The following is a 22,527-nucleotide window of genomic DNA, read 5'->3' as shown; positions in this document are numbered from 1 at the left end:
CCTTTTAATCAATGATTAAAAGGCTGTTATAATATATAAAATAAAAAATATTTAAAGATCCAGTGCAGGTTCAAGAATTTTCTCCATTCTCTTTTTCACCATATCTACCGATCCGGAATAGTTATTCACCATTAAAGAGAACACCAATGTTTTCCCGGAATTCGTCTTCAGATAACCTGCTAATGTTTTTACTTTATTCAACGTTCCTGTTTTCGCAAAAACCTGTCCGTTACCTTCTCCAATGAACATTCTTTTTAAAGTACCGGATTGTCCTCCGATCGGTAAAGAAGTAAGATAGGATCTGTAATATTTCTGATCCATCAAAGAAGTAAGAAACTTCGCTTGGGAAATAGGAGTTACATTATTGCTTCTTGAAAGTCCGCTTCCATCCATATAATTAAGACCAACCATATCAAAACCGGCATCTTTCAGGTGATTAGTCACCACAATTCTTCCTGATTCTGAGGTCTGGTCACCCATTTTCTGATAACCAACAGTTCTTAGCAACGCTTCAGCCAATGAATTATCACTGTGTTGATTGGTATAATAAATAATATCACCTAAAGTTGGGGATTTATAAGCTGAAAGCATTTTTCTTCCTTCCGGAGCTGTATCTGTCATTTTTGGACTTACTTTTCCGGTAACAGGAATTCCGCTTTTTACCAATGTTGTTCTGAAAGAGTTCGCAAGGTATGCAGGAGCATCAGGAAGTTTGGTTGTTAAAACTCCATTTCCTTCATATTTATCAGCATACACCATCTGATGAGCGTAAGGAGAAACATAGAAAAATTTCTTTTCCGTTGAGAAACCTCCTTTTTTAACGATCAATTTTTCGTTAGCTGGGTTGATATCACGGGTACTTCCTGCAGGCAGATAATAATTATTGTTTTCCAACCATACAACATTTTCCGGAAGCATTGAAATATTGCCTTTGAAAAGCGCTGTCTGAATGATAATATCACCATTTACCTTTTTGATTCCCTCTCTTGAAACTCCGCCTACGAAATCTGAAATAATATCTCTGTAAGATGATGCACCCGCTTTGTTTGTTCCCAAAGAAGGGTCACCGCTTCCTATCACATAAAGATTTCCATTTAAAACTCCATTTTCATCTATAGTTCCTGAATATTCAAGCTGAGTCATCCAACGGTAGTTTTCACCCAGCAGGTTTAATGCTGTTTCCGTCGTAAGCAGCTTTGTAGTAGAAGCAGGTACTAAAGGAGTATTTTCATTGTACGAAGAAATTACCTTCTTCGTTTTCGGATCGTACACTACGAATCCCCAGCTTGCATTTTTCAGCACAGGATCCGCCATCATTGTGTTCACATTAATATCTACAAGTTCTTTTGCTGACAACACAGTTTTCTCCACCATCGTACTAACGGGTGAAGGCAGGTTTAGACTGCTTTTCTGACTGTCATAATTCTGAGAATAAAGAACGGTAGAAACGGTAGATTGAGCCAGGAAAAGACCAGAAGCCAACACCGCCGCACTTGAAATATATTTTCTGAAATTTACCATCTATCTTCTTTTTGTTCTATAGTTTTGACTCTATAAAAAATGAAAGGTTAAATCATTCAATAAAAGAGCCAAACACTTAATCAACGTCCAAAAGTAGAAATTATTGTTATATAACGGACCACTGACCCATTATAAAAGAGTGTAAAGTTTGTTAAAAATTGTTAAAAATCCACAAAAACATCTTTTTTAATGCTTTGATATGCAGTGATTTCATCAAATTCTTTTAAACTTATCAAAACCAGGCTTTTGAATTTCTCATAGTTTTTCCCACGGGGAAGCTTAAGCATAATCTGGAACTGGTACAGATTATTAAGCCTTGCAATCTGAGCTCTTTCAGGGCCTAAAACACAATCTTCAGGAAGGTATTTTCTGAGAATAGAACCCAGAAACTGAGAAGCTCGGTCCACTTTATCCTCCTTTCTGTGTTTCATTTCAATCATAATCAGCTTGGTAAATGGCGGATAATGGAATTTCTGGCGCTCAGTAAGGATATATTTATAGATCTTTGCAGGATTGTTCATCTTGATCAGCTGGAATACAGAATGATCAGGATTGAAAGTCTGAATGAGGATTCTTCCCTTTCCGGAAACTCTTCCGGCTCTTCCTGAAACCTGTGTGATCAATTGATAAGCTCTTTCTTCTGCTCTGAAATCCTGCACATATAATAAGGAATCCGCTTTTGGAATTGTAACGAGTTCTATATGATCAAAATCAAGTCCTTTGGAAATCATTTGAGTTCCTACGATGATATCTGTTTCTCCGTCTTCAATCTTTTCATACAGCTTTTCGTAGGCAAATTTCTTACGCATAGAATCTACATCCATTCTGTCCACTTCGTTTTCAGGGAACAGTTTGGAAACCTCTTCATGAATCTGCTCTACCCCTACTCCTCTTTCGTTCAGCTTTTCGGAATTGCATTTCGGGCAGGTTCTTGGCTTGGAAGCTCTTTGTCCGCAGTAATGGCATTTCATTTCATTCGCTGCCTTGTGATAGGTCATTACCACATCACAATTGGAACAGTAGTTGACATACCCACAGCTCTCACATTCTATTACATTGGAATAGCCACGACGGTTGTGCAGAACAATCGCCTGCTTTTTTTCATCCACCGTTTTCTTAATCTCTTCAACGAGTTTCAGAGAGAAATTTCCGGAAACTTTTTTAGATTCCAGGGCTTCTTTGAAATTGATCAGTTCATATTCCGGCAGATTTACATTCCCGAATCTTTCATTCAGGAAAATATATTTCATTTTATCTTTTCTGGCTCTGTAGTAGCTTTCAACAGAAGGTGTTGCAGATCCCAGGATCACTCCCGCATTATAAAATCCACCCAATACCAACGATGCATCTTTAGCGTTAAAATAAGGGGTCACTTCTCTTGGTCTGTAGGCAGAATCATGCTCTTCATCTACCACAATAAGTCCCAGGTTCTGATAAGGTAAAAACAAAGCATTCCGGGTTCCGATCAGAATGCGGATATCATTCTGCCTGATTCTTCTCCAGACTTCGACCCTTTCAAAATCGGTCAGTTTCTGGTGATAAAATCCTAGTTGCCGGCCGTATTTTTTTTCTAATCTCTGGGTAATTTGTTTGGTCAGGGAAATTTCAGGAAGTAAAAACAAAACATTCTTTCCTTCTTTGATACATTCTTCAATTTTTTCTAAATAAATATGTGTTTTCCCGGATGAAGTTACCCCATGAAGCAGGACATTTTTCCCTTCTTCAAATGCTTCATCAATCTCAGATTTAGCAATTTTCTGCTGTTCTGAAAGCTCTTCCAGTTCTTCAATCTCTCCTTCATAGCTTTCAATTCTGTCTTTCTGCATGTAGTATTCCTCCACCAGACCTTTATCTGCTAAAGGCTTAAAGTGTGAACTTCCGAAATAACCATCCTCAAACAGCTCAGATTTTTTGATAGGAGCATCAGGATTTTCTGTCTGTTTTTCTAAAATAAGAAGGAACAGATCTTTCTGCTTTTGGGCTCTGTTTAGTTTTAAAAGTATATCCGTAAGGTTCTGATTGGCCAAAACCTCATCCTTAATTCTTACGTAAGCTACTTCTTTGGCTTTATATTTTTCAGCAATTTTCTCGTCAATCTCAATATACTGAAGATCAATCAATGAATTGACAGTCTTGATGATATCTTTTTTAGGAATAAAAGCCTCAATATCCGTCAGATTGATCAGCTGCCGAACTTCCAGTGCCTGAATCAGGTACATTTCGTTGACATCAAGATTTTCAAAATCTACAACGACTCCAGGTTTTAATTTTAAATAGGTTTCACTCTCCAGTTTTAATGAAGAAGGGAATGAAAACCTGTAGATTTCTCCCAGACTGCACATGTAATATTCCGATAGCCAATTCCAGAAATCAATCTGCTCTTGAGGCATAATCGGTTTATCATCCAGCATGCTGATGACTTCCTTTGCTACAAAGTTTTCCGGTGCGTTATTATGAAGCTCAAATACAAGTCCTGTATAGATTTTCTTTCCTCCAAACGGTACCAGAACACGCATTCCGGACTGAATTTCGGACATCATTTCTTCGGGAACTTTATACGTGAAAGATCCTTTGAGGTTCAGTGGTAAAACAATTTGAGCGTATTGCAAGGGAAATATTTAAAGTGTAAAATTAGATTTTTCTTCAGAGAACTGCAACTTTGCAGAAATTCTTTGATGCTCTTTAACAAACCTTAGAATCCTACTTAAGAATTATGAGGTATATTCCCACCTTTCATTTTGCCATAGAAATCGGAATGACAATTGGTTTGATATACTTCAGGAATACAACCTGTTCAATCAGCGAAATTTGCAAAAAAAATCAATAATAATTCAATAGGAACGGACTTTAGTCCGTTTGATAAAAATTAAAATTTCAATTGGCTTTAGCCAAAACCTAGATTACAACGCAATATTCGCAAAGGTATTATTAATTGGTTTAATTCGTTCGCAAAGGCGTTTCACTTAGCTAAGATATTCCTACGGAATGACAAATAACATGTATAAAACCGATATCAATTGACAGTATTGAGAAAGAGCCATCTTATCGTTAAAAAAAGTATTCGGTCATCTCATACCAAAATACAGAAGTAAAAAATCCTACAATGATACTGACTCCAATGATCAGGTTGGTCAGTTTTGTATTCAGCCTGAACTGTTCTGCAATGATACTCGAGGTAACCAATGTTGGCATTGCTGCTTCAAATACAGTAATTTTAGCTAAATCTCCTTTTATTCCCAATAATAAAGCCATCCCAAGAACAATTGCCGGTGCCAGAATAAGCTTATAAAGCATTGACATCGACATCTGCGGAATGAGTTTTCTCCATCCGTTAAATTTCAGCTGTAGTCCAACCGAAAACAGGGCTAATGGACTTACCGTAGCTGCAAGCTTATCAAAAAACGGTTCTGCAACGGTAAAATCAATGAACTGCGATAATACTAAAGCGGAGATACAGCCAATTAATGGTGGAAACGTAATAAGCCTTTTTAAAATAAATACTGCACTTACTTTTCCTGATCTGCTTCCTCCTTTCACTGCAGCAATAATTCCGAGGGTTGAAAGGGCAAAGAACATTGTTTGATCACAAATAATGGCAATACTCAGGAGACCTTCTCCATAAAAAGCACTGATTAAGGGAAATCCTATGAATGATGTATTGCTGTAACCGCTTGCCAGTTCCAAAGTACTTCTTGAACGCCTTGAATATCCCCTGCTCTTGCTGTAAAACATCATAAAGAAAAAGCAGAACACAGAAATTAAAAATGTGGCTGCAATCGGAAACAACATTTCTGTTGTCCATTTTACTTTAGGCAGATATTTAAACGAAACTGCCGGAAGAGCAAGATAAAGAATCCAGGTATTGATACCCTTGTGGGCATCGGGGTGGATAGATTTTGTTGCTTTGAATATCATTCCTGCAATGATACACACTGCAATCAGAACAAAATTTACCATAATTATAAAGAAATATGATGCAAATTTACGGCTGATTTTTGAGTTGGAAGGGTAAAATTTATATTTTTTTAGGTATAAACCATGTCAAGGTTTAGAACCTTGACATGGTTTGACTACTTGAGAGCGTTAGAAAAACATTAGTCCTTCATCATATCCCAAAGACTCATGACTTCAATTTTTTCCAAAGGTTTGGAAAGGGTAATTCTTTTTGAAGTTCCTGGTAACAGATCAAAGAAATTATCACTGAAATGAGTATCTCCGATCAGATAGATATCTTTTGCCAAGACATCTGTTGACATTTCAATTTCAGTGGGTGATATTTTTCTGATTTTAATCTCAGGTTTTGGGAGCTTTATATCTTTTGGTTTATTGAAAAAGAACAGTTTTTGAAGTGCTGCATCTTTTTCGGAACTGATCTTTAAAACAGTTTCAGACAGATTAAACTGAGCCAATTCTGATTTGTTAATGCTTCTAATTTTCTTACTTACATCGGCATTTACAACATCTGAGTGATTGGCTTTCCAAAGTGTTTTTCCTTTGAAGTCAATGAGTTCAAACTTTATATCTGTTTTCAGTTCTTTCAACAGATCGCTTATCAGATAAATATCATAGTTTTTTTCGGTCTCTACAACTGATACCAATACAGGTTCAAAGCTTCTTTTTGCCTGATAATGGAAGGCTTTCCAGTTTCCAAGATAATCTATAGACGACCATGAAACTACAGGCCAGCAGTCGTTAAGCTGCCAATACAGTGTTCCCATATTATAAGGTTTTGCACGGCGGTGAGCTTCAATCGCGATCTGCATTCCTCTTGCCTGCAATAGCTGTGAAACATAATTGTATTGTGTAAAATCTGCAGGAATTTTATAATCGCGTTTCAGGTATTCATTAATAATATCCCAGCCACGGGCATGCTTTTCATGCGCTTTGATGGTTGAGTTTTGTAGATTTAAATCCGGAGTTCCTGAAAACATGGATTTTGTAGTTTCAAGGCTGGGTGTTCCCTGAAAACCATATTCAGACATGAAACGCCCTACTTTTTCGTTGTAAATTTCAAATGGCTGCTCACCCCACCAAACTCCCCAATAATGAGAATCTCCTTCTGTAAGGCTTTCTTTATGTCCCCAGCCAATGGACGGCGAACTCGGCCAATATATATTTTTATCTGACTTCAGGCTTTCTGCCAATGCATTGGGAATCACATCATGGAATAACTTTTTATAGTCTTTCCAAACCTGCAGCGAATCGTTTTTTGAATATTTAAACTGTTTCTGATATCCCCAGTTGACAATAGCTTCATCAATTTCATTATTCCCGCACCACAAAGCAATCGAAGGATGATTCTGAAGTCTGCTGACCTGGTCTTTTACTTCTTCTTTTACATTGTTCAAGAATGCTTCGTCTGCAGGGTAGAAACTTCCTGCAAACATAAAATCCTGCCAGACTAAAATCCCGTTTTCATCGCATGCTTTATAAAACTCATCGTCTTCATAAATACCTCCGCCCCAGATACGGATCATATTCATATTGGCGTCTTTGGTATCTTTGATCAGCTGATGGTATTTTTCTTTGGTCATTCTAGGTGAAAAACTGTCTCCCGGAATCCAGTTGGTTCCTTTAATATATAACGGATGTCCATTCACTTTAAAATAGAACGACTTTCCTTTTTCATCTTTTTCCTGTACCAATTCAACCGTTCTTAATCCTATCCTGATATTTTTACCATCAATATTCTTAAGATCTTTTGAAAGTTTTATTTTAAAATCATAAAGATTAGCATCACCACGTCCGTTAGGTTGCCAAAGCTTCATTCCTTTTGTTTCGTAAGGAACCGAAATTGTATTGATTCCTTTTTTTAAAGATATTTTTTGGTGAATTTTATTAAGATCTAAGGTGTAATCACCTGTATTTTCAGCATAAATTTCTATGTCAAAACGTAAATCATTAATAGTTTTAGAAGTTTTGTTCTGAATATCTTTAACGGTAATAATTTTAGCATTATTCCAGAATTCTAATTGAACATCCTTCCAGATTCCTGCAGTAACAAGCCTTGGTCCCCAATCCCAGCCAAACTGATATTGTGCTTTTCTCACAAAGCTTCTTGGTGATTCCGGCATCGTAAACGAGACTTTTTTAGCCAGTTCTTTTCCGGTATTGACGGCAGATTGAAACTTTACCTGTACGATATTATTACCTGCTTTTAAATATTGTTTTACAGGAATATTCCACTTCCTGAACATATTATCCGTTTTTTTTAAGAGCTTTCCATTAAGATAAACTTCAGAAAATGTATCCAGACCATTAAAAACCAAATCAATATTATCATTTTTCAATTCCTGAGATGAAACCGTAAATTGAGTCTGATAATCCCAATTTTCATTTTCTATCCATTGTACTTTTTTTTCATTTTCATCTTTAAAAGGATCAGGAATAATCTTGTTATTCATCAGATCCAAATGAACTGTTCCCGGTACTTTCGCAGGAAGCCAGTTTTGATCTTTTGAATTTTTAAACTGCCAGTTTTCGGAAGATAAACTTCTCTGGGAAAACTGTGCAGAAAGGATATTCTGCGTGAAAAGAAAAGCAAAAAGGATCGTTCTATTCATCAATAAATTTGTTTTGTATCATTACAATACCAGTGATTTTGTCATTCCGAGGAACGAAGGAATCTCTACTCTAAGAATTTAGATTCCTGCTGCGCTTGGAATGACAAACTGAGCGTATATCATTTATTATTTACTCTTCAATGCAGCCACCTCATCCGGATTGGCAAAAGCCCCGCCATCAGTAATTGCAGAAGAATGGAAGTAATCTGCATTTGTAGTTGCTCTTATTTCTTCAATATTGGATGAACGAAGTCCACCTCCTATAAGTATTTCTATTCTTCCATCGGAAAGTTCAACCAGCTTTTTCAGATTTTCTTTTCCTTCTGATACATTGGGTTTCTGGCCGGAAGTAAGAATGGTTGTAAAGCCGCATTCAATTACTTTTTCTAACGATTCTTCCAGGCTTGCAGCACGGTCAAAGGCACGGTGGAAAGTACATGGAAGCGGTGCAGCCAGTTCTACTAATGTTTTATTCTGTTCAATATTAACCTCATCATTTTCGTCGAGAATACCGAATACAAAGCCATCTGCCTTTAAAGATTTCAAATAAACCAAATCATTTTTCATCTGTCCAAATTCTGAATCAGAATAAGTAAAATCTCCTCCTCTAGGACGGATCATTACAAAAATTGGGATATTAATTTTTTCACGAAGCTTTTCCATGGTTTCAAAATCCGGGGTTGTACCACCTTCACTGAGACCGTCACATAATTCTATTCTGTCAGCTCCGTTTTCAAAAGCAATCATTGCTGATTCAGGATTAAAACACGCTATTTCTATCTTTGACATTGTATTATATCTGTTTAATTCTATTTTGGTTCGTCCTGCAATACATCTGCAATGAGAAAGGAACCGTTTTCTTTTACTACTTTTATTACTGAAGGATATTTCGCTTTAAAACCATCATCAACCAACACTACATTAAAGGTATATTCATCTTTTGAGGAAGATTTTAAATCACAGCTTCCGACTTCAATCTTATTCCAATCCTGAGCCGTAATTAAGAAACCTACTCCAATCCCTGATTTACTCGTATCAAATTTCGATTTCCACTTATCCTGAAACTCTTTTTCTGTAAGGCTTCCATCTACATCCATATCTACATTTGTTGCATCCGTTTTATAATCGAAATAATCTTTGGTTGTGATCTTCTGCATACTCTTTTCTTCACTTCCGATATCAGCTTTAAAATAATCAACAATGCTCTTTTCCAACCATTTTTTTGCATCTTCTACTTCATTGGATTCATTATTTAAAACTACTTTTTTTTCTGTCTGCTGTGGTTCTATGGCTGTTTTCATCTCCTTCTTTTCTTCTTTGCATGCAATAATCAGAAATAAAGAAGCGATAATCGTTCTTTTCATATTTGTTGTATGTTTTGGCTAAAGCTCATTCCTATTGAATTTTTAAATTATTTCAAAGCAAATTCCGGTTTCTCAAGGCGGTTTCCTTTCTGATCATAAACGGCAAAGTTGAATCCGTCCTGAATACAGTAAGAACCATATTCTCCCTGTTTATTAATCGCAATAAAGCCTACCTGAATGTCTTTTAGGTTTTTGTTTCTTCGCTGTGCGATTTTTACAATTCTGTCTACTGCTTCTTTGCAGGCTTCCTGTGGATTTCTACCCTGTCTCATTAGTTCAACCACAAGATGGGTTCCTACCGTTCTTATCACTTCTTCGCCATGACCGGTTGCAGTAGCTGCTCCTACTTCATTATCTACAAACAGGCCTGCTCCGATAATTGGGGAATCTCCTACTCTTCCATGCATTTTAAAAGCCATTCCGCTGGTTGTACATGCTCCGGAAAGGTTTCCCTGGGCATCCAACGCGATCATTCCTATGGTATCGTGATTTTCAATATTGGCAATGGGTTTATACTGGCTGGTTTTTAACCATTCTTTCCATTCTTTTTCAGATTCCGGAGTGAGAAGATTTTCTTTTTTAAATCCTTGTGAAAGGGCAAACTGCAATGCTCCGTCACCTACCAGCATAACATGGGGTGTTTTTTCCATAACTGCTCTGGCAACGGAAATAGGGTTTTTCACATGCTCCAGACATGCTACTGAACCAATATTATAATTTTCATCCATGATACAGGCATCCAGCGTTACTCTTCCATCTCTGTCCGGACGGCCTCCATACCCCACACTTCTTTCTTTAGGATCTAATTCTACAAGACGAACTCCTTTTTCTACTGCATCCAAAGCCTTTCCTCCTTTTCCAAGGATCGTCCATGCTTCTTCGTTAGCTTTTAATCCGAAATTCCAGGTAGAAAGGACAATCGGTTTATTTACAGCTGTGACAATAGGTTCAGGTAATTCGGCAGCCATTAGATCCAGTGGGTTTACGGCAAGTGCGGCTGTTGCAATTCCCAGTTTTTTAATAAAACTTCTTCGGTTATTGTTCATGGTATCTCAAATTGTATAATACCCACAAATCTAAAAAAAACTTCTATGAAATCCTCATGGCGACTCAACGAATATCCGTGTATTATTTTTATTTATCTTTACTGCTGTAATGGACTCATTTAAAACTTTCAGAAATATCTCTTTTTTTCAGGAACTTTCTGATGAAGAAATTACTATTTTGGTTAATATCAGTACCCCAAAATTGCTTCAAAGAAAAGAAAAGCTTACAGAACCCGGCAAGTCTTTTAATCAATTATTCATTCTTTCCCATGGATTATTAAGGTTTTTCTTTGATGATGAAGACGGCGTTGAAAGCAATCTTTTTCTCCCTTCTGAAAAGGAAGCTGCCATTATGGAAAGCCCGGAGTCATATGCTAATAAAAATGAAGGAAAATATACTATAGAAGCCGTATTGGAAAGTCAGATTTTCCTTTTCAACAAGAATGAATTTGAAGAAGCTGCATTTCAGAACAGAGGGATTTATAATGTATATCTCAAATCTTTGAAACAGATCATCAGTATATTAAAAGTACGTACAGAACAGTTTTGTTCTACTTCCCCGCATTCCCGGTATGAAGAGTTTCTGGAAACCCGTCCTTTTACTTCACAGAATGCCAACAGAAAGTATATTGCTAATTTTCTGGGTATCACTCCCAACTCACTTTCAAGAATGACAGCCCGTATCCATAAAAAAAGGAACGAAAGAAAAAAATAACTTAGGAATACTTTTTCTCACTTTATTCATTCTATTTTTGCTTACTCAAAACACTATTATACCATTAATTAAAAAGCAAAATGAGAAAAATATCACCTAAAAAAACGACTTATTATTGAATTACCTTTAATATTTCTTAAGATTCACAGTAATCGGCAGGTTAAATACTGACCGCCAGGTTACAACCTTGTTTACATTTTATTATTACCTCATACAATTATTTTATGCAAAGAATATCCTTACTTCTTTGCCTGTTATTATCATGCAATTTTGTTCAGGCATCAACAGGCAGCTTAGAAGATAATATAGCAAATTCTGCTTCTTGGTTAATTTTACTTGTTTTACCTATTGCAGGAATTTATCTTTTCTGGAAAGTTCATATCTATCCGGAAAAAGTAGCTGAGAAAAAAAAACATCCTCAGCTGAACGCCATAAAAAGTATGTGCCTCCTTTCCCTTGTTTTCGGAGGCCTTTTATGGCCGATTGCGTTAATCTGGGCCAACTATGATTACGGAAACCCAGAACCCCCTAAAAAAGACATGGATAACACAGATTCTACTGAAGAAGAATTTAAAACCCTCGAAAATTAACAAATATGCTGGAACTACTCGTCGCAATATATGCCGGAATATGCTGGCTCCTTATTAAAAAATTAAAACTGATCCCTTGGACATTTACCACACAGGTGGTGGTATATTCATTACCTATCTTCGGATCTATTGCTTTGATATTAAGCTTAAATTACTACTGTCCTATCACTTCTGATGTAAAGGTGGGAAACAGGAGTGTGGATATTACCACTCAGGTTTTAGGGAAAGTGAAAAAAGTATATGTCACCACTAATCAGGAAGTAAAAAAGGGAGACACTTTATTTGTACTGGACAGAGAGCCTTATGTACAGGAAATCAAATCTCTGGAAGCTAAACTAAGCAATATGAAAGCTACTGTAAGTTCTTATAATACAGACATCTCAGCTTCCAGGAAAAATATTGCAGGTTTACAGTCACAGCTGGATCTAGCTAATAAAAGAGCAGTTCAGTATAAGGAATTGGTGGAAGCAGGAGCGGCTAATAAATTTGATCTTGAGCAGGCAGTCACCAATGTACAGGATCTGCAGTCCAGAATCAGTGCTGCACAGTCACAGCAACAATCTTTGGAGACTAAATCCAATGCTTCTTATGGTGGAGAAAATTCATCGGTATCTGAAATTCAGGCAAAGCTGGATCAGGCAAAATGGAATCTTTCCCAAACCGTTGTTCTGGCTCCCACCGATGGAGTAATTCCCAATGTTCAGTTGAATGAAGGAGCAATCATGGCACCTTTTAAATCTGCTTTCGTTCTGATTCAGAAGCAACAGTCAGTGATTGGATTTTTTGCCCAGAACGAACTGGAAACGGTAAAAAACGGTGATGAAGTGGAGCTGGCTCTTAAAACAGAACCGGGAAAAGTAGTGAAGGCCAGACTTGAATACGTGATTGATGCTACCAGCCAGGGAATTATGAATAATGCAGGAGGAATGTTGGGAGGAAACGGTTCTACAGCGGGGCTTCCTGATACTGCGAGACAATTACCGGAAACTGATGGGAAACTTATCGCCAAGTTTGTATTGGAAGATAGCCAGAAACAGCTTACCGTCGGGGCAAGGGGAACGGCTGTCATTTATTCTGACCATATCAAACCGCTTCATCTTATCCGAAAAGTAATGGTACGTGTCAGCAGTAAAATCAACTATCTGATTCCTAAACTTCATTAACATGTACAAGAAATTAATTTTATTGGGTGTACTTTCCGTAAGTTTAAGTTCATGCCTTGGCTATAAAGAGCCAACTAAGGAAAATATAAACCAGCTTAAAGAAAAGAGTGAAATTGCTTCTCATATAGAAATCCCGGATGAATGGATCTTCGACAGAAAAGCGAACTCCAGATCCATTTCCTATGACTGGATCAATGATCTTAAAACACCTCAACTGGAAACCCTGATTAATGAAGGAATGGTATACAATGCTGATCTGATTATTGCAAAGGAAAAACTGAATCAGATTGAACTGGCAATGGAAATTGCAGGAAGTGATCTTTATCCCAGTGTAAGCGCAGTAGCCAATACTTCTAATAATTTAGTAAGTGACAGCCAGATCAGGCGTCTTGCATTAAAAGCTAATTGGGAGATTGATCTTTGGGGGAAAAACAAATCTTCACAGATGGCAAGCACCAGCAATTATTTTTCTGCAAAACATCAGAATACCTTGCTGCATCAATCTATCGCCGGGATGATTGCTAAAGCTTATTTTCTGAATATCGCAGGAAATATTCAGGAAGATAAGATTGAAAGTTACATTCAGAAATCTAAAGACCTGGAAAAGCTATATGTTATTCAAAAGAAGGTTGGAACAGCAAATGCTTTGGATATCTCTAATATAACAGGAGAGATTATTTCCCTGCAAGGCTATCTGGAAAAGGTAAAAAATGCGAATGCACAATCCAGAAGATCACTGGAACTGCTCACCGGAAAATATCCGGAAGGGAAACTGGCAACCCAAAACTTTTTTAATCCTGCCGGGAATAGTATTCCTGAGTCTTTTCCTCTTGAACTTTTGGAAAACAGATCAGACATACAGGCCAGTCATTTTCAGATTGAAAAGGCTTTTTATGAAGTACAGCAGGCAAAGGCAGCAAGACTTCCTTCATTGAACATAACTTCATCTCTTGGATCTGCCGGAAGTAATGTGGAATCTATCAATTCTTTATTTTCAAGTCCCTTATTAAAAGTGGGTGGCGGATTGGTTTCTCCGCTATTCAACAGCGGAAAATTAAAAAAGAATGTGGAAATAAAAACTTCCCAGCAGAAACAGGTTGTTGAAGAATATTCAAAAGCTGTTCTGAATGCTTTGAACGAAGTGGAGTCTTCTTTGGCCAATCTCCGTTCTATTGAAAAACAGATTACTTTTACTACTAAGGCCGTCAATGAGCTGAAAAATAATATTACGCTCACCGAGAAACAAATAAAAGTAGGCACAAACAACAGTTTTGTATTGATCCGTAAACAGAGGGATCTCCTGAAAAACGAAATGAACCTCATCAGTCTGGAGCTTCAGTACAGAATAGAGCGCATTAATCTTTATATGGCTTTAGGCGCAGAGAACTTCATTTATTCATAATTTTATACTTAAAAGACAGCAGATTATTTTCTACAGTCTTTTTTAAGATATTAATGGGGTAATCTGTCTCTGAAATATCCATATACCCATGTTCCTGCAACAGCACTCAACAGAGTAACAGATACTGCCAAAGCTCCTGTTCCGATCTGAGCAAAAAGAGGTCCGGGACAAGCTCCGGTGATGGCCCATCCAAAACCAAATATCAATCCTCCATAAATCTGACCTTTATTGAACTTCTTGGGAGCCAGTGTAATGGGTTCGCCATATATTGTTTTTATCTTGAATTTCTTGATCAACTCTACAGAAATCATTCCCACTAATACAGCACTTCCGATGATTCCGTACATATGGAAAGACTGCAGACGGAACATTTCCTGTATTCTGAACCAGCTGATCACTTCCGCTTTCACAAATATAATCCCGAAAATAATTCCTGCAGCAAGGTATTTCAGGTTGTGATACCATTGATGCGTAAGCTTACTTTCATTTACACAAACAGTATCCTGAAGGCGTATATCTTTTTCTTTTATCATTATTTCAAAATTCTCTTTACAAATTAAACTTACAGGGAAAGGATCACAGGCAGAATAAGATTGGCCATTAAAAAACCACCGATCATAAAACAGATTGTTGCTACCAAAGAAGGCCACTGCAAATTGGAAAGCCCCATAATTACATGCCCGCTGGTACATCCTCCTGCATATCTTGTTCCAAAACCTACTAAAAAACCACCACCAACCATTGTGATAAATCCTTTCCAGGTCAGCAGATTTTCAAAATTCATCAGTTGTACCGGGATCAGACTGCTGTAATCTGTAATTCCGTAGCCTGCCAGTTCGGTTTTCAGATCAGGATTAACTATTATTTCTGCAGGATTAAGCAAAAAATTGGCAACAATCATCCCTCCGAAGAAGATTCCTAGTACAAAAAATAAATTCCAGGCTTCTTTTTTCCAGTCGTATTTGAAAAAGTTCACATTTGCCGGTATACAGGCAGCACAGACATGCCTCAGCGAAGAGCTTATTCCAAAGGATTTATTTCCCATCAGCAATAAGGCAGGAACGGTAAGACCAATTAATGGGCCTGCAATATACCATGGCCACGGTTCTTTTATAATCTCCAGCATTTTTTCTTTTTTTAATCTAATTTATTTAAAATTTTAGTCTGACACACAAAATCACTTTTAGGAATACTTGTAGTGGATGCAATAGCTTTAAAACCTCCTTCAATTTCTGTAAAATCCCTATATCCTCTTGCCTGAAGGATGCTTGCGGCCATTGTACTTCTGTATCCGCTTCCACAATGCATATAAAAATGTTCTTCCGCCCGTAATTCATTAATCCATTCATTAATATACGCTAAAGGCATGCTGTAGGCTTCATGAATATGTTCTGCATTGTATTCACTCTCTTTTCTTATATCAATGATTTTTTCTTCATTACCTTTTATTTCGGTTTCAAACTGTTCTGCAGAAATTCGGTTGATAAAGTCTGTTTCTTTTCCACTCATTTCCCAAGCTTTAAATCCACCTTCCAAAAATCCTAAAATATGATCAAATCCCACTCTGCTTAATCTTGTTACCGCTTCTTCTTCAGTTCCTTTTTCCGTTACCAGAAGAATAGGTTGGTTTACATCAGCAATTAAAGCTCCTACCCAAGGGGCAAAATCACCATCCAGTCCTATATTTACCGACTGTGGGATAAAACCTTTTGCAAATTCACGATTGTTTCTTACATCTAAAATTAAAGCTCCTGAAAATTCAGCAATTTCCTCAAACTTTTCCGGAGCAAGAGCATGCAATCCCTGAGAAAGAACTTCATCAAAACTGTTGTATCCTTTTTTATTCATCATAACATTCATTGCAAAATAAGCAGAAGGAGGTAAAAGTCCATCTGTTACTTCTTTTATAAAACTTTGTCTGTCTTTTTGATTCAAAGCATAATTGGTTCTTTTCTGGTTTCCCAATGTATCTATCGTTTCTTTCTGCATATTTTTACCACAGGCAGAACCGGCCCCGTGGGCAGGATATACAGTAATATCATCATGTAAAGGCAAAATTTTATGATACAAACTGTCATATAAAAGTCCTGCCAGTTCTTCCTGAGTCATATTCGCTCCTTTCTGTGCCAGATCCGGACGGCCTACATCTCCAAGGAATAAGGTATCACCGCTGAAAAGTGCTTTTTCAACGCCATTTTCGTCCATCAAGAGATAACATGAGCTCTCAAGAGTGTGTCCAGGTGTATGAAGGACTTTAATTTTAATATCTCCTATTTCAAATATCTGATGATCTTCTGCAATGATGGCCTTAAACTCAGGATTTGCGCTCGGTCCATACACAATCGGAGCTCCGGTTTTATGGCTTAAATCAAGATGCCCGCTTACGAAATCTGCATGAAAATGAGTCTCAAAAATATATTTCAACTGTACTCCATCTTCCTGCAATCTGTTGATATAAGGCTGTGTTTCTCTTAAAGGATCAATAATTACTGCTTCCCCAGCTGAAGTAATATAGTAAGCTCCCTGCGCAAGACATCCTGTATAAATCTGTTCTATTTTCATTATATATTTTTTTTGATTTTGTTATCTGATACAAATTTCCTGCTTTATTTTTTCCTCTACAGCTACTTTTGTTACATAAGAAATTTAAAAGAATATTTCTTTAGACATAATATAAATGCCCATGATAAGGATAAACCATCCGAATGCCGGTTTCAGTTTTTTACCGTCTATCTTTTTTGATAACTGTGAACCTATTACAATTCCTGCAATGGCAATTGTTGTAATAGAGATCAATAGTTTCCATTCTATTTTTACTTGATTTACAGAAGAGAAGAAGCCTATCAAAGAATTGAAGGAAATAATGACCAAAGAAGTTCCTATCGCAATCTTCATTGGAATTTTCAAAAGGTTGACTAACGCAGGAATGATCATAAAACCACCTCCTGCTCCTACCAATCCGGTCAGAACGCCTACAACAGAACCCTGCCCAGCTGCCAGCAAAGCATTATTCTTATCCAAAGTCCTTTCTGGAAGTTTTTCTGAAACATTACTTTTTATCATTTTATAAGAAGCCAGAATCATCAGACCTGCAAAAAACAATAATAAAAAAATATCTCTGGTAATGATAAAGTTTTGCACTCTGAGCACCTCTTCCGGAATAAAAGGAAGAAGATATATTCTGGTCAGAAAAATGGAAATCACAGAAGGAATTCCAAATATCATTGCCATTTTAAAATTGACCAACCCTTTTTTAAAATACGACATTGACCCCACCAAACTGTTTACTCCCACTATAAAAAGGGAATATTCCGTTGCCAGAAAGGCATCGAGACCAAAGAGATAAACCAAAACGGGAACGGTGAGAATACTTCCTCCACCTCCGATCAGACCGAGAGAGATCCCGATTAAAACTGCTGCTGCATATCCTATAATTTCCATTTCACTATTCAAATAATTCTGATACAAAAATGGGAAAGTGAGGGGAAGGCTACAGCTACTTTTGTTACATAAGGAAAGGTTTAACACGAATGAGCACTAATATGTTCACAAAGGACACAAGAGATTATGTTGGGAGATAGAGTAATCTTTCAACTTTGAGATTGCTTTACTTTTGGTTTGTGATGATCATTGACCATCCCGTCAAAAATTCTCTGAATTTTTGCCCCCTCCAAAGGATGGGAATTTGAGTATCCTTTATTAAAATGAGGTATAGTTTATGAATTGAGGGTTTTTAAAAGGGTGATTTTGTTTCTGCCTAATTTCAGTCTTCCTTCTTCTTCAAGCTGTTTTAGGAGTCTGGAAACTACTACTCTTGCGGTTCCCAGCTCATTCGCAAGCTGCTCATGAGTTGTGTTAATGGTTTCAGAATGGATAAGTTCTGATTTTTTCTGCAGCAGATTCAACAGTCTTTCATCTACTTTTTTGAAAGCAATGGCATTGATGATATCCAATAGTTCTTCAAATCTTTTATGATACAATCTGAAGATATAGTCTAACCATTCCGGGTGTTCTTTGATGAATAAAGACACTTTGTCTACAGGCAGAAAAAGGATTTCCGCATCTTCCTCAATCTCGGCCCTTACAATGCTTTTTTCATTGTGCATCCCGCCAAGAAAAGACATGATACAGCTTTCTCCCGCTTTGATGTAGTACAGTAAAATTTCACGTCCGTCTTCTTCTGTCCTGATGACTTTCAGCATTCCTTTCATCACAATAGGAATGGAACGGATGGAAGCATTTTCATCTAATATAATATCTCCTTCATGATAGCTTTTGGTTGTACCATATTGATACAGCTTTTCTACCAGATCCGGTGATGATGAAAATTCGGAAGAAAGTACGGTATCGTCCTGCATTTTTTATTTCTAATAAAGCTAATTTACACCAATTTCATCAACAAACAACCATGCTTTTGAATCTGCTCCTGGGTTTCCTGCCGGAATGATTCCTGCATTTTCAATACTTACCTTCAGGAATTTTGCATTTTGTGTTCCTACGTTCAATTTGATTTTTCCTTTGGCATTTTGGATCTCTGCAGCAGCAATTTCCTTGATCATTTTAAAATTCTTACCGTCATCAGAAACGAAAATTTTTGCAGATCTGGCAAGGTGAATCCAGCTTCCTTTATTTTCAAGAGTATTGAAATAAACTTCTGAAAAAGCTGTTTTCTGTCCAAAATCTATAGTTGCCACCACATCTTTCCCCTGAAAACCAAGCCATGTTTTACCCAACTGTTTTACATTTCCAATAATACCGTCAACTAAAGTAAAAGCGCCTCCGAAAGAATAATTCTCACTGGGCTGCTGTTCAAGACTTATACTTTTCCCTGTGGTCTTTGAAATGGTAAATTGTTGAGTAGAAACAGCGCTTTTCAACTGGCCGTCTTCAAAATAAGCAGATTTTATCGTTAAAGAATTAGGAATCTGTACAGCATTCTGATAGGTTTTAGAATTGATGGAAGGATCTGTTCCGTCCAACGTGTACCTGATCCCACTTGAGTTTTGTGAAGTTGACAGTTCATAAGCAATTCCGTTATTTGAAGGAATTACTTTTCCGGTGATATTATAAATACTCTTTGCATAGTTCACCTTCATCTTATCCAGAACTTTAAACTGGTTGATTACCCTGTTTTCAAATTCTTTATAATTTTTGGGGTCCGATGTTCCCCAGCCTACTTCAGAAAGTGCCATTAATCTTGGAAAGATCATATATTGCACCTGTTTAAAGTCTAAAATATATTCTGTCCATAAATTGGCCTGAACTCCCATGATATATTTTGCCTGTTCTGCATTCAGTTCGGAAGGAATAGGATTATAAGAATATACTTTGTCTAAAGGAGTAAAACCTCCAAAAGCATTTGGCTCTGACTGCGGATCTCCCTGATAATGGTCGAAATAACAATATGCTCCGGGCGTCATTACAGCAAAGTGCTTTGATTTTGCAGCTTCAATACCTCCGTTTACACCAGTCCAGCTCATTACAGCAGCATTGGGTGCCAATCCTCCTTCTAAAATTTCGTCCCAGCCAATGATTTTTCGTCCTTTGCTGTTGACATATTTTTCAATTCTATGAATGAAATAGCTTTGTAAGCCATGCTCATCTTTTAAGTTATTTTTCTTAATTAATTCCTGACAGTGTGCACATTCTTTCCATCTCGTCTTCGGGCATTCGTCACCGCCGATGTGAATGTATTTGGATGGGAATAGCTTCATCACCTCGTCCAAAACGTTCTCCAGGAACGTAAATGTTTCATCCTTCGGACAGAAAACATCATCAAAAACACCCCATTTCGTAGCGGCTTCAAAAGGCCCTTTTGTACAGGCCAATTCAGGATATGCGGATAAAGCAGCCAAAGCATGGCCCGGCATTTCGATTTCCGGAACTACTATGATATGTCTGTCCTGAGCATATTTTACCACCTCTTTTATTTGTTCCTGGGTATAAAAATAAGGTCCGTATGGCTTTCCGTCAAAAGTATTATCAACATAAGCTCCAATCATGGATTCTTTACGTTTTGATCCAATCTGAGTAAGCTTTGGATATTTTTTTATTTCAATTCTCCATCCCTGGTCATCTGTTAAATGCCAATGGAAAGTATTCAGTTTGTACATGGCCAGATAGTCGATATACTGTTTCACCTCATCCACTGTGAAAAAGTGACGGCATACATCCAGATGCATTCCTCTCCAGGCAAACTTCGGCTGATCTTCAATCTTCATTGCCGGAATTTTTTTTGTTTCTTTAAACTGCTCAATAATCTGAACTAAAGTTTGAAGAGCCAGAAAATATCCTTGCTTGGTATAAGACTTTACATGAATTTGGTTTGGAGAAATTTCTATTGAGTAATATTCTTTTTTCTGTTCAGCATCTGCCGGAGAAAGCGGAGGAATCATAGAACTCGTTAAATGAATACCACCACTCTTCTGAGCATATTGAAATTCTAACTGAGATCCTATCCTTTTTTTGAAATATTCTGTTTCCTCTTTTGGCAGATCACCACTTAATACGAATTTTTCAGGAATGATAAATTCTCCCTGTAAAGATTCAACTTTTTGAGGGTAAGGGATTAGATTCAATTTATTTTGGGCTAAAATCACGTTTGAAATCAATACAAAAAATACTAAAAAAGTCCGTATCATTGGAAGTGGTTAAGGTTTGAGCTAAGATAATTATTTTTCAAAACTCTTGGGGTCTTTTTAAACACAAAATTTAAGCACCTTCAATTGTTTAGATTCTTGTGAATGGACAATTTACCATTTGCTAAAACATGTTCTTAGATATTCTTCTATTATATTCTGTACATTATGGTTTGCTTTTTGATCAACTTAGACGACTTAAAAAAATTAAAAGATTTAAATTTGTAAAAAAATAAGATGAAAAAAAACATTTTTCTGGCAGCCGGATTATTATTCTCAATGTCAACACAGGCACAGATTTTCGATATCATAAAATCTGCCGTTAAAGATAAAACAGGTGTAGATCTGAATGCTCCGGTAAAAACTAACGGTACTAAAACCACTACCACCACAACTTCCAGTCAGACTAATAATTCATCTGCCAATCTTGGAAACCTTACTTCTACCCAGATTTCTTCAGGTTTAAAAGAAGCTTTAAGCATGGGGGTAACGGACGGAGTCAAAAAACTGGCGATTACAGATGGTTTTTTTAAAAATGAAGCGGTAAAAATTTTAATGCCTGAAAAATTAAGAAAGATCGACACTACTTTACGTTCCATCGGTATGGGAAGCCTTGCTGATGAAGGTGTGAAATTATTAAACAGAGCTGCTGAAGATGCCGTAACGGAAGCTGCTCCTATTTTCACCAGCGCTATTACCTCTATGACCATTACGGATGCCAAGAATATTTTATTGGGCAGTAATAACGCAGCAACAAGTTATCTTCAGGGAAAAACCCAATCTCAGCTGTTCAGTGCTTTTCAGCCTAAAGTAAAGGCTTCATTAGGAAAAGTAGGTGCCGATACGCTTTGGAAAAATCTGATTTCAAAATATAATACTTTTACGGGACAGTCTGTAACAACAGATCTTAACGAATATGTTACTACAGAAACCATCAACGGCGTATTCAAAATGGTAGCCGATAAAGAAAGCGGAATCAGAAATACACCTGCAATGAGGACGACAAGCATTTTGCAGAAGGTATTTCGGGCTCAGGATGGGAAATAATTAAGAGGTTGAATGACCTACTAACCGTTAAAATATATAAAAGCTGTTTCATTGATGAGGCAGCTTTTTTGTTGGGTTTTAATTTCTTTTGTCTTGAAACAAAAGAAACAAAAATTCAAGACTGGGATCTCTCCGCTAAAAATAATTCCTGCTCTCTAAAAATTCTAAACTTGCGCGAAATCATTATTTCTTAATTGGTACTGAATTCGTCTCGCGCTTCGGACAGGAGAATTTTCTTAACGTTCACAGGATTATTTTCTTAACGCTACGATTTCCTATGTCGCTTTAGGGTCATCATTAGAGATATTTGTCAAATTTTAAATGATAAAAAAACTGTTTTATGTTGAGGCAGCTTTTTTGGTTTTAATTTCTTTTGTCTTGAAACAAAAGAAACAAAAATTCAAGACTGGGACCTCTCCGCTAAAAATAATTCCTGCTCTCTAAAAATTCTAAACTTGCGCGAAATCTATATTGGTTA

At 36.9% G+C, this 22,527-nt stretch carries 18 protein-coding genes; 5 read left to right on the top strand and 13 right to left on the bottom strand.

Annotated features, from left to right (window positions below; all coding sequences use genetic code 11):
• Window positions 1–51 precede the first annotated feature (51 nt).
• The 7 genes from dacB to CHRYMOREF3P_RS21680 form a co-directional block, all read right to left on the bottom strand.
• The gene (dacB, locus tag CHRYMOREF3P_RS21710) at window positions 52–1,521 is read right to left on the bottom strand and encodes a D-alanyl-D-alanine carboxypeptidase/D-alanyl-D-alanine-endopeptidase (RefSeq protein WP_077415204.1); all 1,470 of its coding nucleotides are present in this window, start codon (window positions 1,519–1,521) and stop codon (window positions 52–54) included.
• Between the two features lie 161 nt (window positions 1,522–1,682).
• Window positions 1,683–4,130 (bottom strand): primosomal protein N', encoded by a 2,448-nt coding sequence (gene priA / locus CHRYMOREF3P_RS21705; protein ID WP_180565507.1) that lies wholly within the window; start codon window positions 4,128–4,130, stop codon window positions 1,683–1,685.
• A 439-nt stretch (window positions 4,131–4,569) separates the two neighbouring features.
• Window positions 4,570–5,478 carry an AEC family transporter gene (locus CHRYMOREF3P_RS21700; protein WP_077415208.1) on the bottom strand — a complete coding sequence of 303 codons (909 nt, stop codon included), beginning with the start codon at window positions 5,476–5,478 and terminating at the stop codon, window positions 4,570–4,572.
• Between the two features lie 137 nt (window positions 5,479–5,615).
• On the bottom strand, window positions 5,616–8,084 hold the full coding sequence (locus CHRYMOREF3P_RS21695) for a beta-mannosidase (RefSeq protein WP_180565506.1): 2,469 nt from the start codon (window positions 8,082–8,084) through the stop codon (window positions 5,616–5,618).
• 126 nt (window positions 8,085–8,210) lie between these two features.
• On the bottom strand, window positions 8,211–8,873 hold the full coding sequence (locus CHRYMOREF3P_RS21690; protein ID WP_180565505.1) for a copper homeostasis protein CutC: 663 nt from the start codon (window positions 8,871–8,873) through the stop codon (window positions 8,211–8,213).
• A 20-nt stretch (window positions 8,874–8,893) separates the two neighbouring features.
• Window positions 8,894–9,448, bottom strand: a complete 555-nt coding sequence (locus CHRYMOREF3P_RS21685) for a hypothetical protein (protein WP_180565504.1) — start codon at window positions 9,446–9,448, stop codon at window positions 8,894–8,896.
• Between the two features lie 47 nt (window positions 9,449–9,495).
• Complete coding sequence (locus CHRYMOREF3P_RS21680) at window positions 9,496–10,494, bottom strand: isoaspartyl peptidase/L-asparaginase family protein (protein ID WP_077415216.1); 999 nt, start codon at window positions 10,492–10,494, stop codon at window positions 9,496–9,498.
• Window positions 10,495–10,603: 109 nt separating this feature from the next.
• On the opposite strand from CHRYMOREF3P_RS21680, the gene CHRYMOREF3P_RS21675 reads away from it, so the two are divergent.
• The 4 genes from CHRYMOREF3P_RS21675 (at window position 10,604) to CHRYMOREF3P_RS21660 (ending at window position 14,364) form a co-directional block, all read left to right on the top strand.
• Window positions 10,604–11,209 (top strand): Crp/Fnr family transcriptional regulator, encoded by a 606-nt coding sequence (locus CHRYMOREF3P_RS21675; protein ID WP_077415218.1) that lies wholly within the window; start codon window positions 10,604–10,606, stop codon window positions 11,207–11,209.
• A gap of 224 nt (window positions 11,210–11,433) precedes the next feature.
• Window positions 11,434–11,799 (top strand): DUF3302 domain-containing protein, encoded by a 366-nt coding sequence (locus CHRYMOREF3P_RS21670; RefSeq protein ID WP_077415220.1) that lies wholly within the window; start codon window positions 11,434–11,436, stop codon window positions 11,797–11,799.
• Between the two features lie 5 nt (window positions 11,800–11,804).
• Window positions 11,805–12,962, top strand: a complete 1,158-nt coding sequence (locus CHRYMOREF3P_RS21665) for an HlyD family secretion protein (RefSeq protein ID WP_077415222.1) — start codon at window positions 11,805–11,807, stop codon at window positions 12,960–12,962.
• 1 nt (window position 12,963) lies between these two features.
• Window positions 12,964–14,364: a TolC family protein gene (locus CHRYMOREF3P_RS21660; RefSeq protein ID WP_180565503.1), complete on the top strand. Its 1,401-nt coding sequence runs from the start codon at window positions 12,964–12,966 to the stop codon at window positions 14,362–14,364.
• A gap of 50 nt (window positions 14,365–14,414) precedes the next feature.
• Here CHRYMOREF3P_RS21660 and CHRYMOREF3P_RS21655 read toward each other — a convergent pair whose 3' ends face one another.
• The 6 genes from CHRYMOREF3P_RS21655 to CHRYMOREF3P_RS21630 form a co-directional block, all read right to left on the bottom strand.
• The gene (locus tag CHRYMOREF3P_RS21655; RefSeq protein WP_077415226.1) at window positions 14,415–14,897 is read right to left on the bottom strand and encodes a DUF6691 family protein; all 483 of its coding nucleotides are present in this window, start codon (window positions 14,895–14,897) and stop codon (window positions 14,415–14,417) included.
• Window positions 14,898–14,926: 29 nt separating this feature from the next.
• Complete coding sequence (locus CHRYMOREF3P_RS21650; RefSeq protein WP_180565502.1) at window positions 14,927–15,490, bottom strand: YeeE/YedE family protein; 564 nt, start codon at window positions 15,488–15,490, stop codon at window positions 14,927–14,929.
• Between the two features lie 11 nt (window positions 15,491–15,501).
• Entirely contained in the window at window positions 15,502–16,926 is a 1,425-nt protein-coding gene (locus CHRYMOREF3P_RS21645) for an MBL fold metallo-hydrolase (protein ID WP_180565501.1), read from the bottom strand.
• 84 nt (window positions 16,927–17,010) lie between these two features.
• On the bottom strand, window positions 17,011–17,805 hold the full coding sequence (locus CHRYMOREF3P_RS21640) for a sulfite exporter TauE/SafE family protein (protein ID WP_180565500.1): 795 nt from the start codon (window positions 17,803–17,805) through the stop codon (window positions 17,011–17,013).
• Window positions 17,806–18,080: 275 nt separating this feature from the next.
• Window positions 18,081–18,722, bottom strand: a complete 642-nt coding sequence (locus CHRYMOREF3P_RS21635; RefSeq protein WP_180565499.1) for a Crp/Fnr family transcriptional regulator — start codon at window positions 18,720–18,722, stop codon at window positions 18,081–18,083.
• Window positions 18,723–18,740: 18 nt separating this feature from the next.
• Window positions 18,741–21,005: a family 20 glycosylhydrolase gene (locus CHRYMOREF3P_RS21630; protein WP_180565498.1), complete on the bottom strand. Its 2,265-nt coding sequence runs from the start codon at window positions 21,003–21,005 to the stop codon at window positions 18,741–18,743.
• Between the two features lie 234 nt (window positions 21,006–21,239).
• Between CHRYMOREF3P_RS21630 and CHRYMOREF3P_RS21625 the strand changes: the two genes are divergently transcribed.
• Complete coding sequence (locus CHRYMOREF3P_RS21625; RefSeq protein ID WP_180565497.1) at window positions 21,240–22,049, top strand: DUF4197 domain-containing protein; 810 nt, start codon at window positions 21,240–21,242, stop codon at window positions 22,047–22,049.
• Window positions 22,050–22,527 lie beyond the last annotated feature (478 nt).

The sequence above is a fragment of the Chryseobacterium sp. JV274 genome (assembly GCF_903969135.1).
Taxonomy (GTDB): domain Bacteria; phylum Bacteroidota; class Bacteroidia; order Flavobacteriales; family Weeksellaceae; genus Chryseobacterium.
The sequence above is the reverse complement of the archived record's forward strand: the minus strand, read 5'-3'. Positions and strand labels throughout refer to the sequence as shown.

Coding starts and splice junctions, on each gene's coding strand:
- CHRYMOREF3P_RS21695 (WP_180565506.1), bottom strand. CDS start 8,084: ATGAATAGAACGATCCTTTTTGCTTTTCTTTTCACGCAGAATATCCTT.
- CHRYMOREF3P_RS21680 (WP_077415216.1), bottom strand. CDS start 10,494: ATGAACAATAACCGAAGAAGTTTTATTAAAAAACTGGGAATTGCAACA.
- CHRYMOREF3P_RS21625 (WP_180565497.1), top strand. CDS start 21,240: ATGAAAAAAAACATTTTTCTGGCAGCCGGATTATTATTCTCAATGTCA.
- CHRYMOREF3P_RS21685 (WP_180565504.1), bottom strand. CDS start 9,448: ATGAAAAGAACGATTATCGCTTCTTTATTTCTGATTATTGCATGCAAA.
- CHRYMOREF3P_RS21675 (WP_077415218.1), top strand. CDS start 10,604: ATGGACTCATTTAAAACTTTCAGAAATATCTCTTTTTTTCAGGAACTT.
- CHRYMOREF3P_RS21665 (WP_077415222.1), top strand. CDS start 11,805: ATGCTGGAACTACTCGTCGCAATATATGCCGGAATATGCTGGCTCCTT.
- CHRYMOREF3P_RS21690 (WP_180565505.1), bottom strand. CDS start 8,873: ATGTCAAAGATAGAAATAGCGTGTTTTAATCCTGAATCAGCAATGATT.
- CHRYMOREF3P_RS21650 (WP_180565502.1), bottom strand. CDS start 15,490: ATGCTGGAGATTATAAAAGAACCGTGGCCATGGTATATTGCAGGCCCA.
- CHRYMOREF3P_RS21645 (WP_180565501.1), bottom strand. CDS start 16,926: ATGAAAATAGAACAGATTTATACAGGATGTCTTGCGCAGGGAGCTTAC.
- CHRYMOREF3P_RS21655 (WP_077415226.1), bottom strand. CDS start 14,897: ATGATAAAAGAAAAAGATATACGCCTTCAGGATACTGTTTGTGTAAAT.
- CHRYMOREF3P_RS21630 (WP_180565498.1), bottom strand. CDS start 21,005: ATGATACGGACTTTTTTAGTATTTTTTGTATTGATTTCAAACGTGATT.
- dacB (WP_077415204.1), bottom strand. CDS start 1,521: ATGGTAAATTTCAGAAAATATATTTCAAGTGCGGCGGTGTTGGCTTCT.
- CHRYMOREF3P_RS21700 (WP_077415208.1), bottom strand. CDS start 5,478: ATGGTAAATTTTGTTCTGATTGCAGTGTGTATCATTGCAGGAATGATA.
- CHRYMOREF3P_RS21660 (WP_180565503.1), top strand. CDS start 12,964: ATGTACAAGAAATTAATTTTATTGGGTGTACTTTCCGTAAGTTTAAGT.
- CHRYMOREF3P_RS21640 (WP_180565500.1), bottom strand. CDS start 17,805: ATGGAAATTATAGGATATGCAGCAGCAGTTTTAATCGGGATCTCTCTC.
- CHRYMOREF3P_RS21670 (WP_077415220.1), top strand. CDS start 11,434: ATGCAAAGAATATCCTTACTTCTTTGCCTGTTATTATCATGCAATTTT.
- CHRYMOREF3P_RS21635 (WP_180565499.1), bottom strand. CDS start 18,722: ATGCAGGACGATACCGTACTTTCTTCCGAATTTTCATCATCACCGGAT.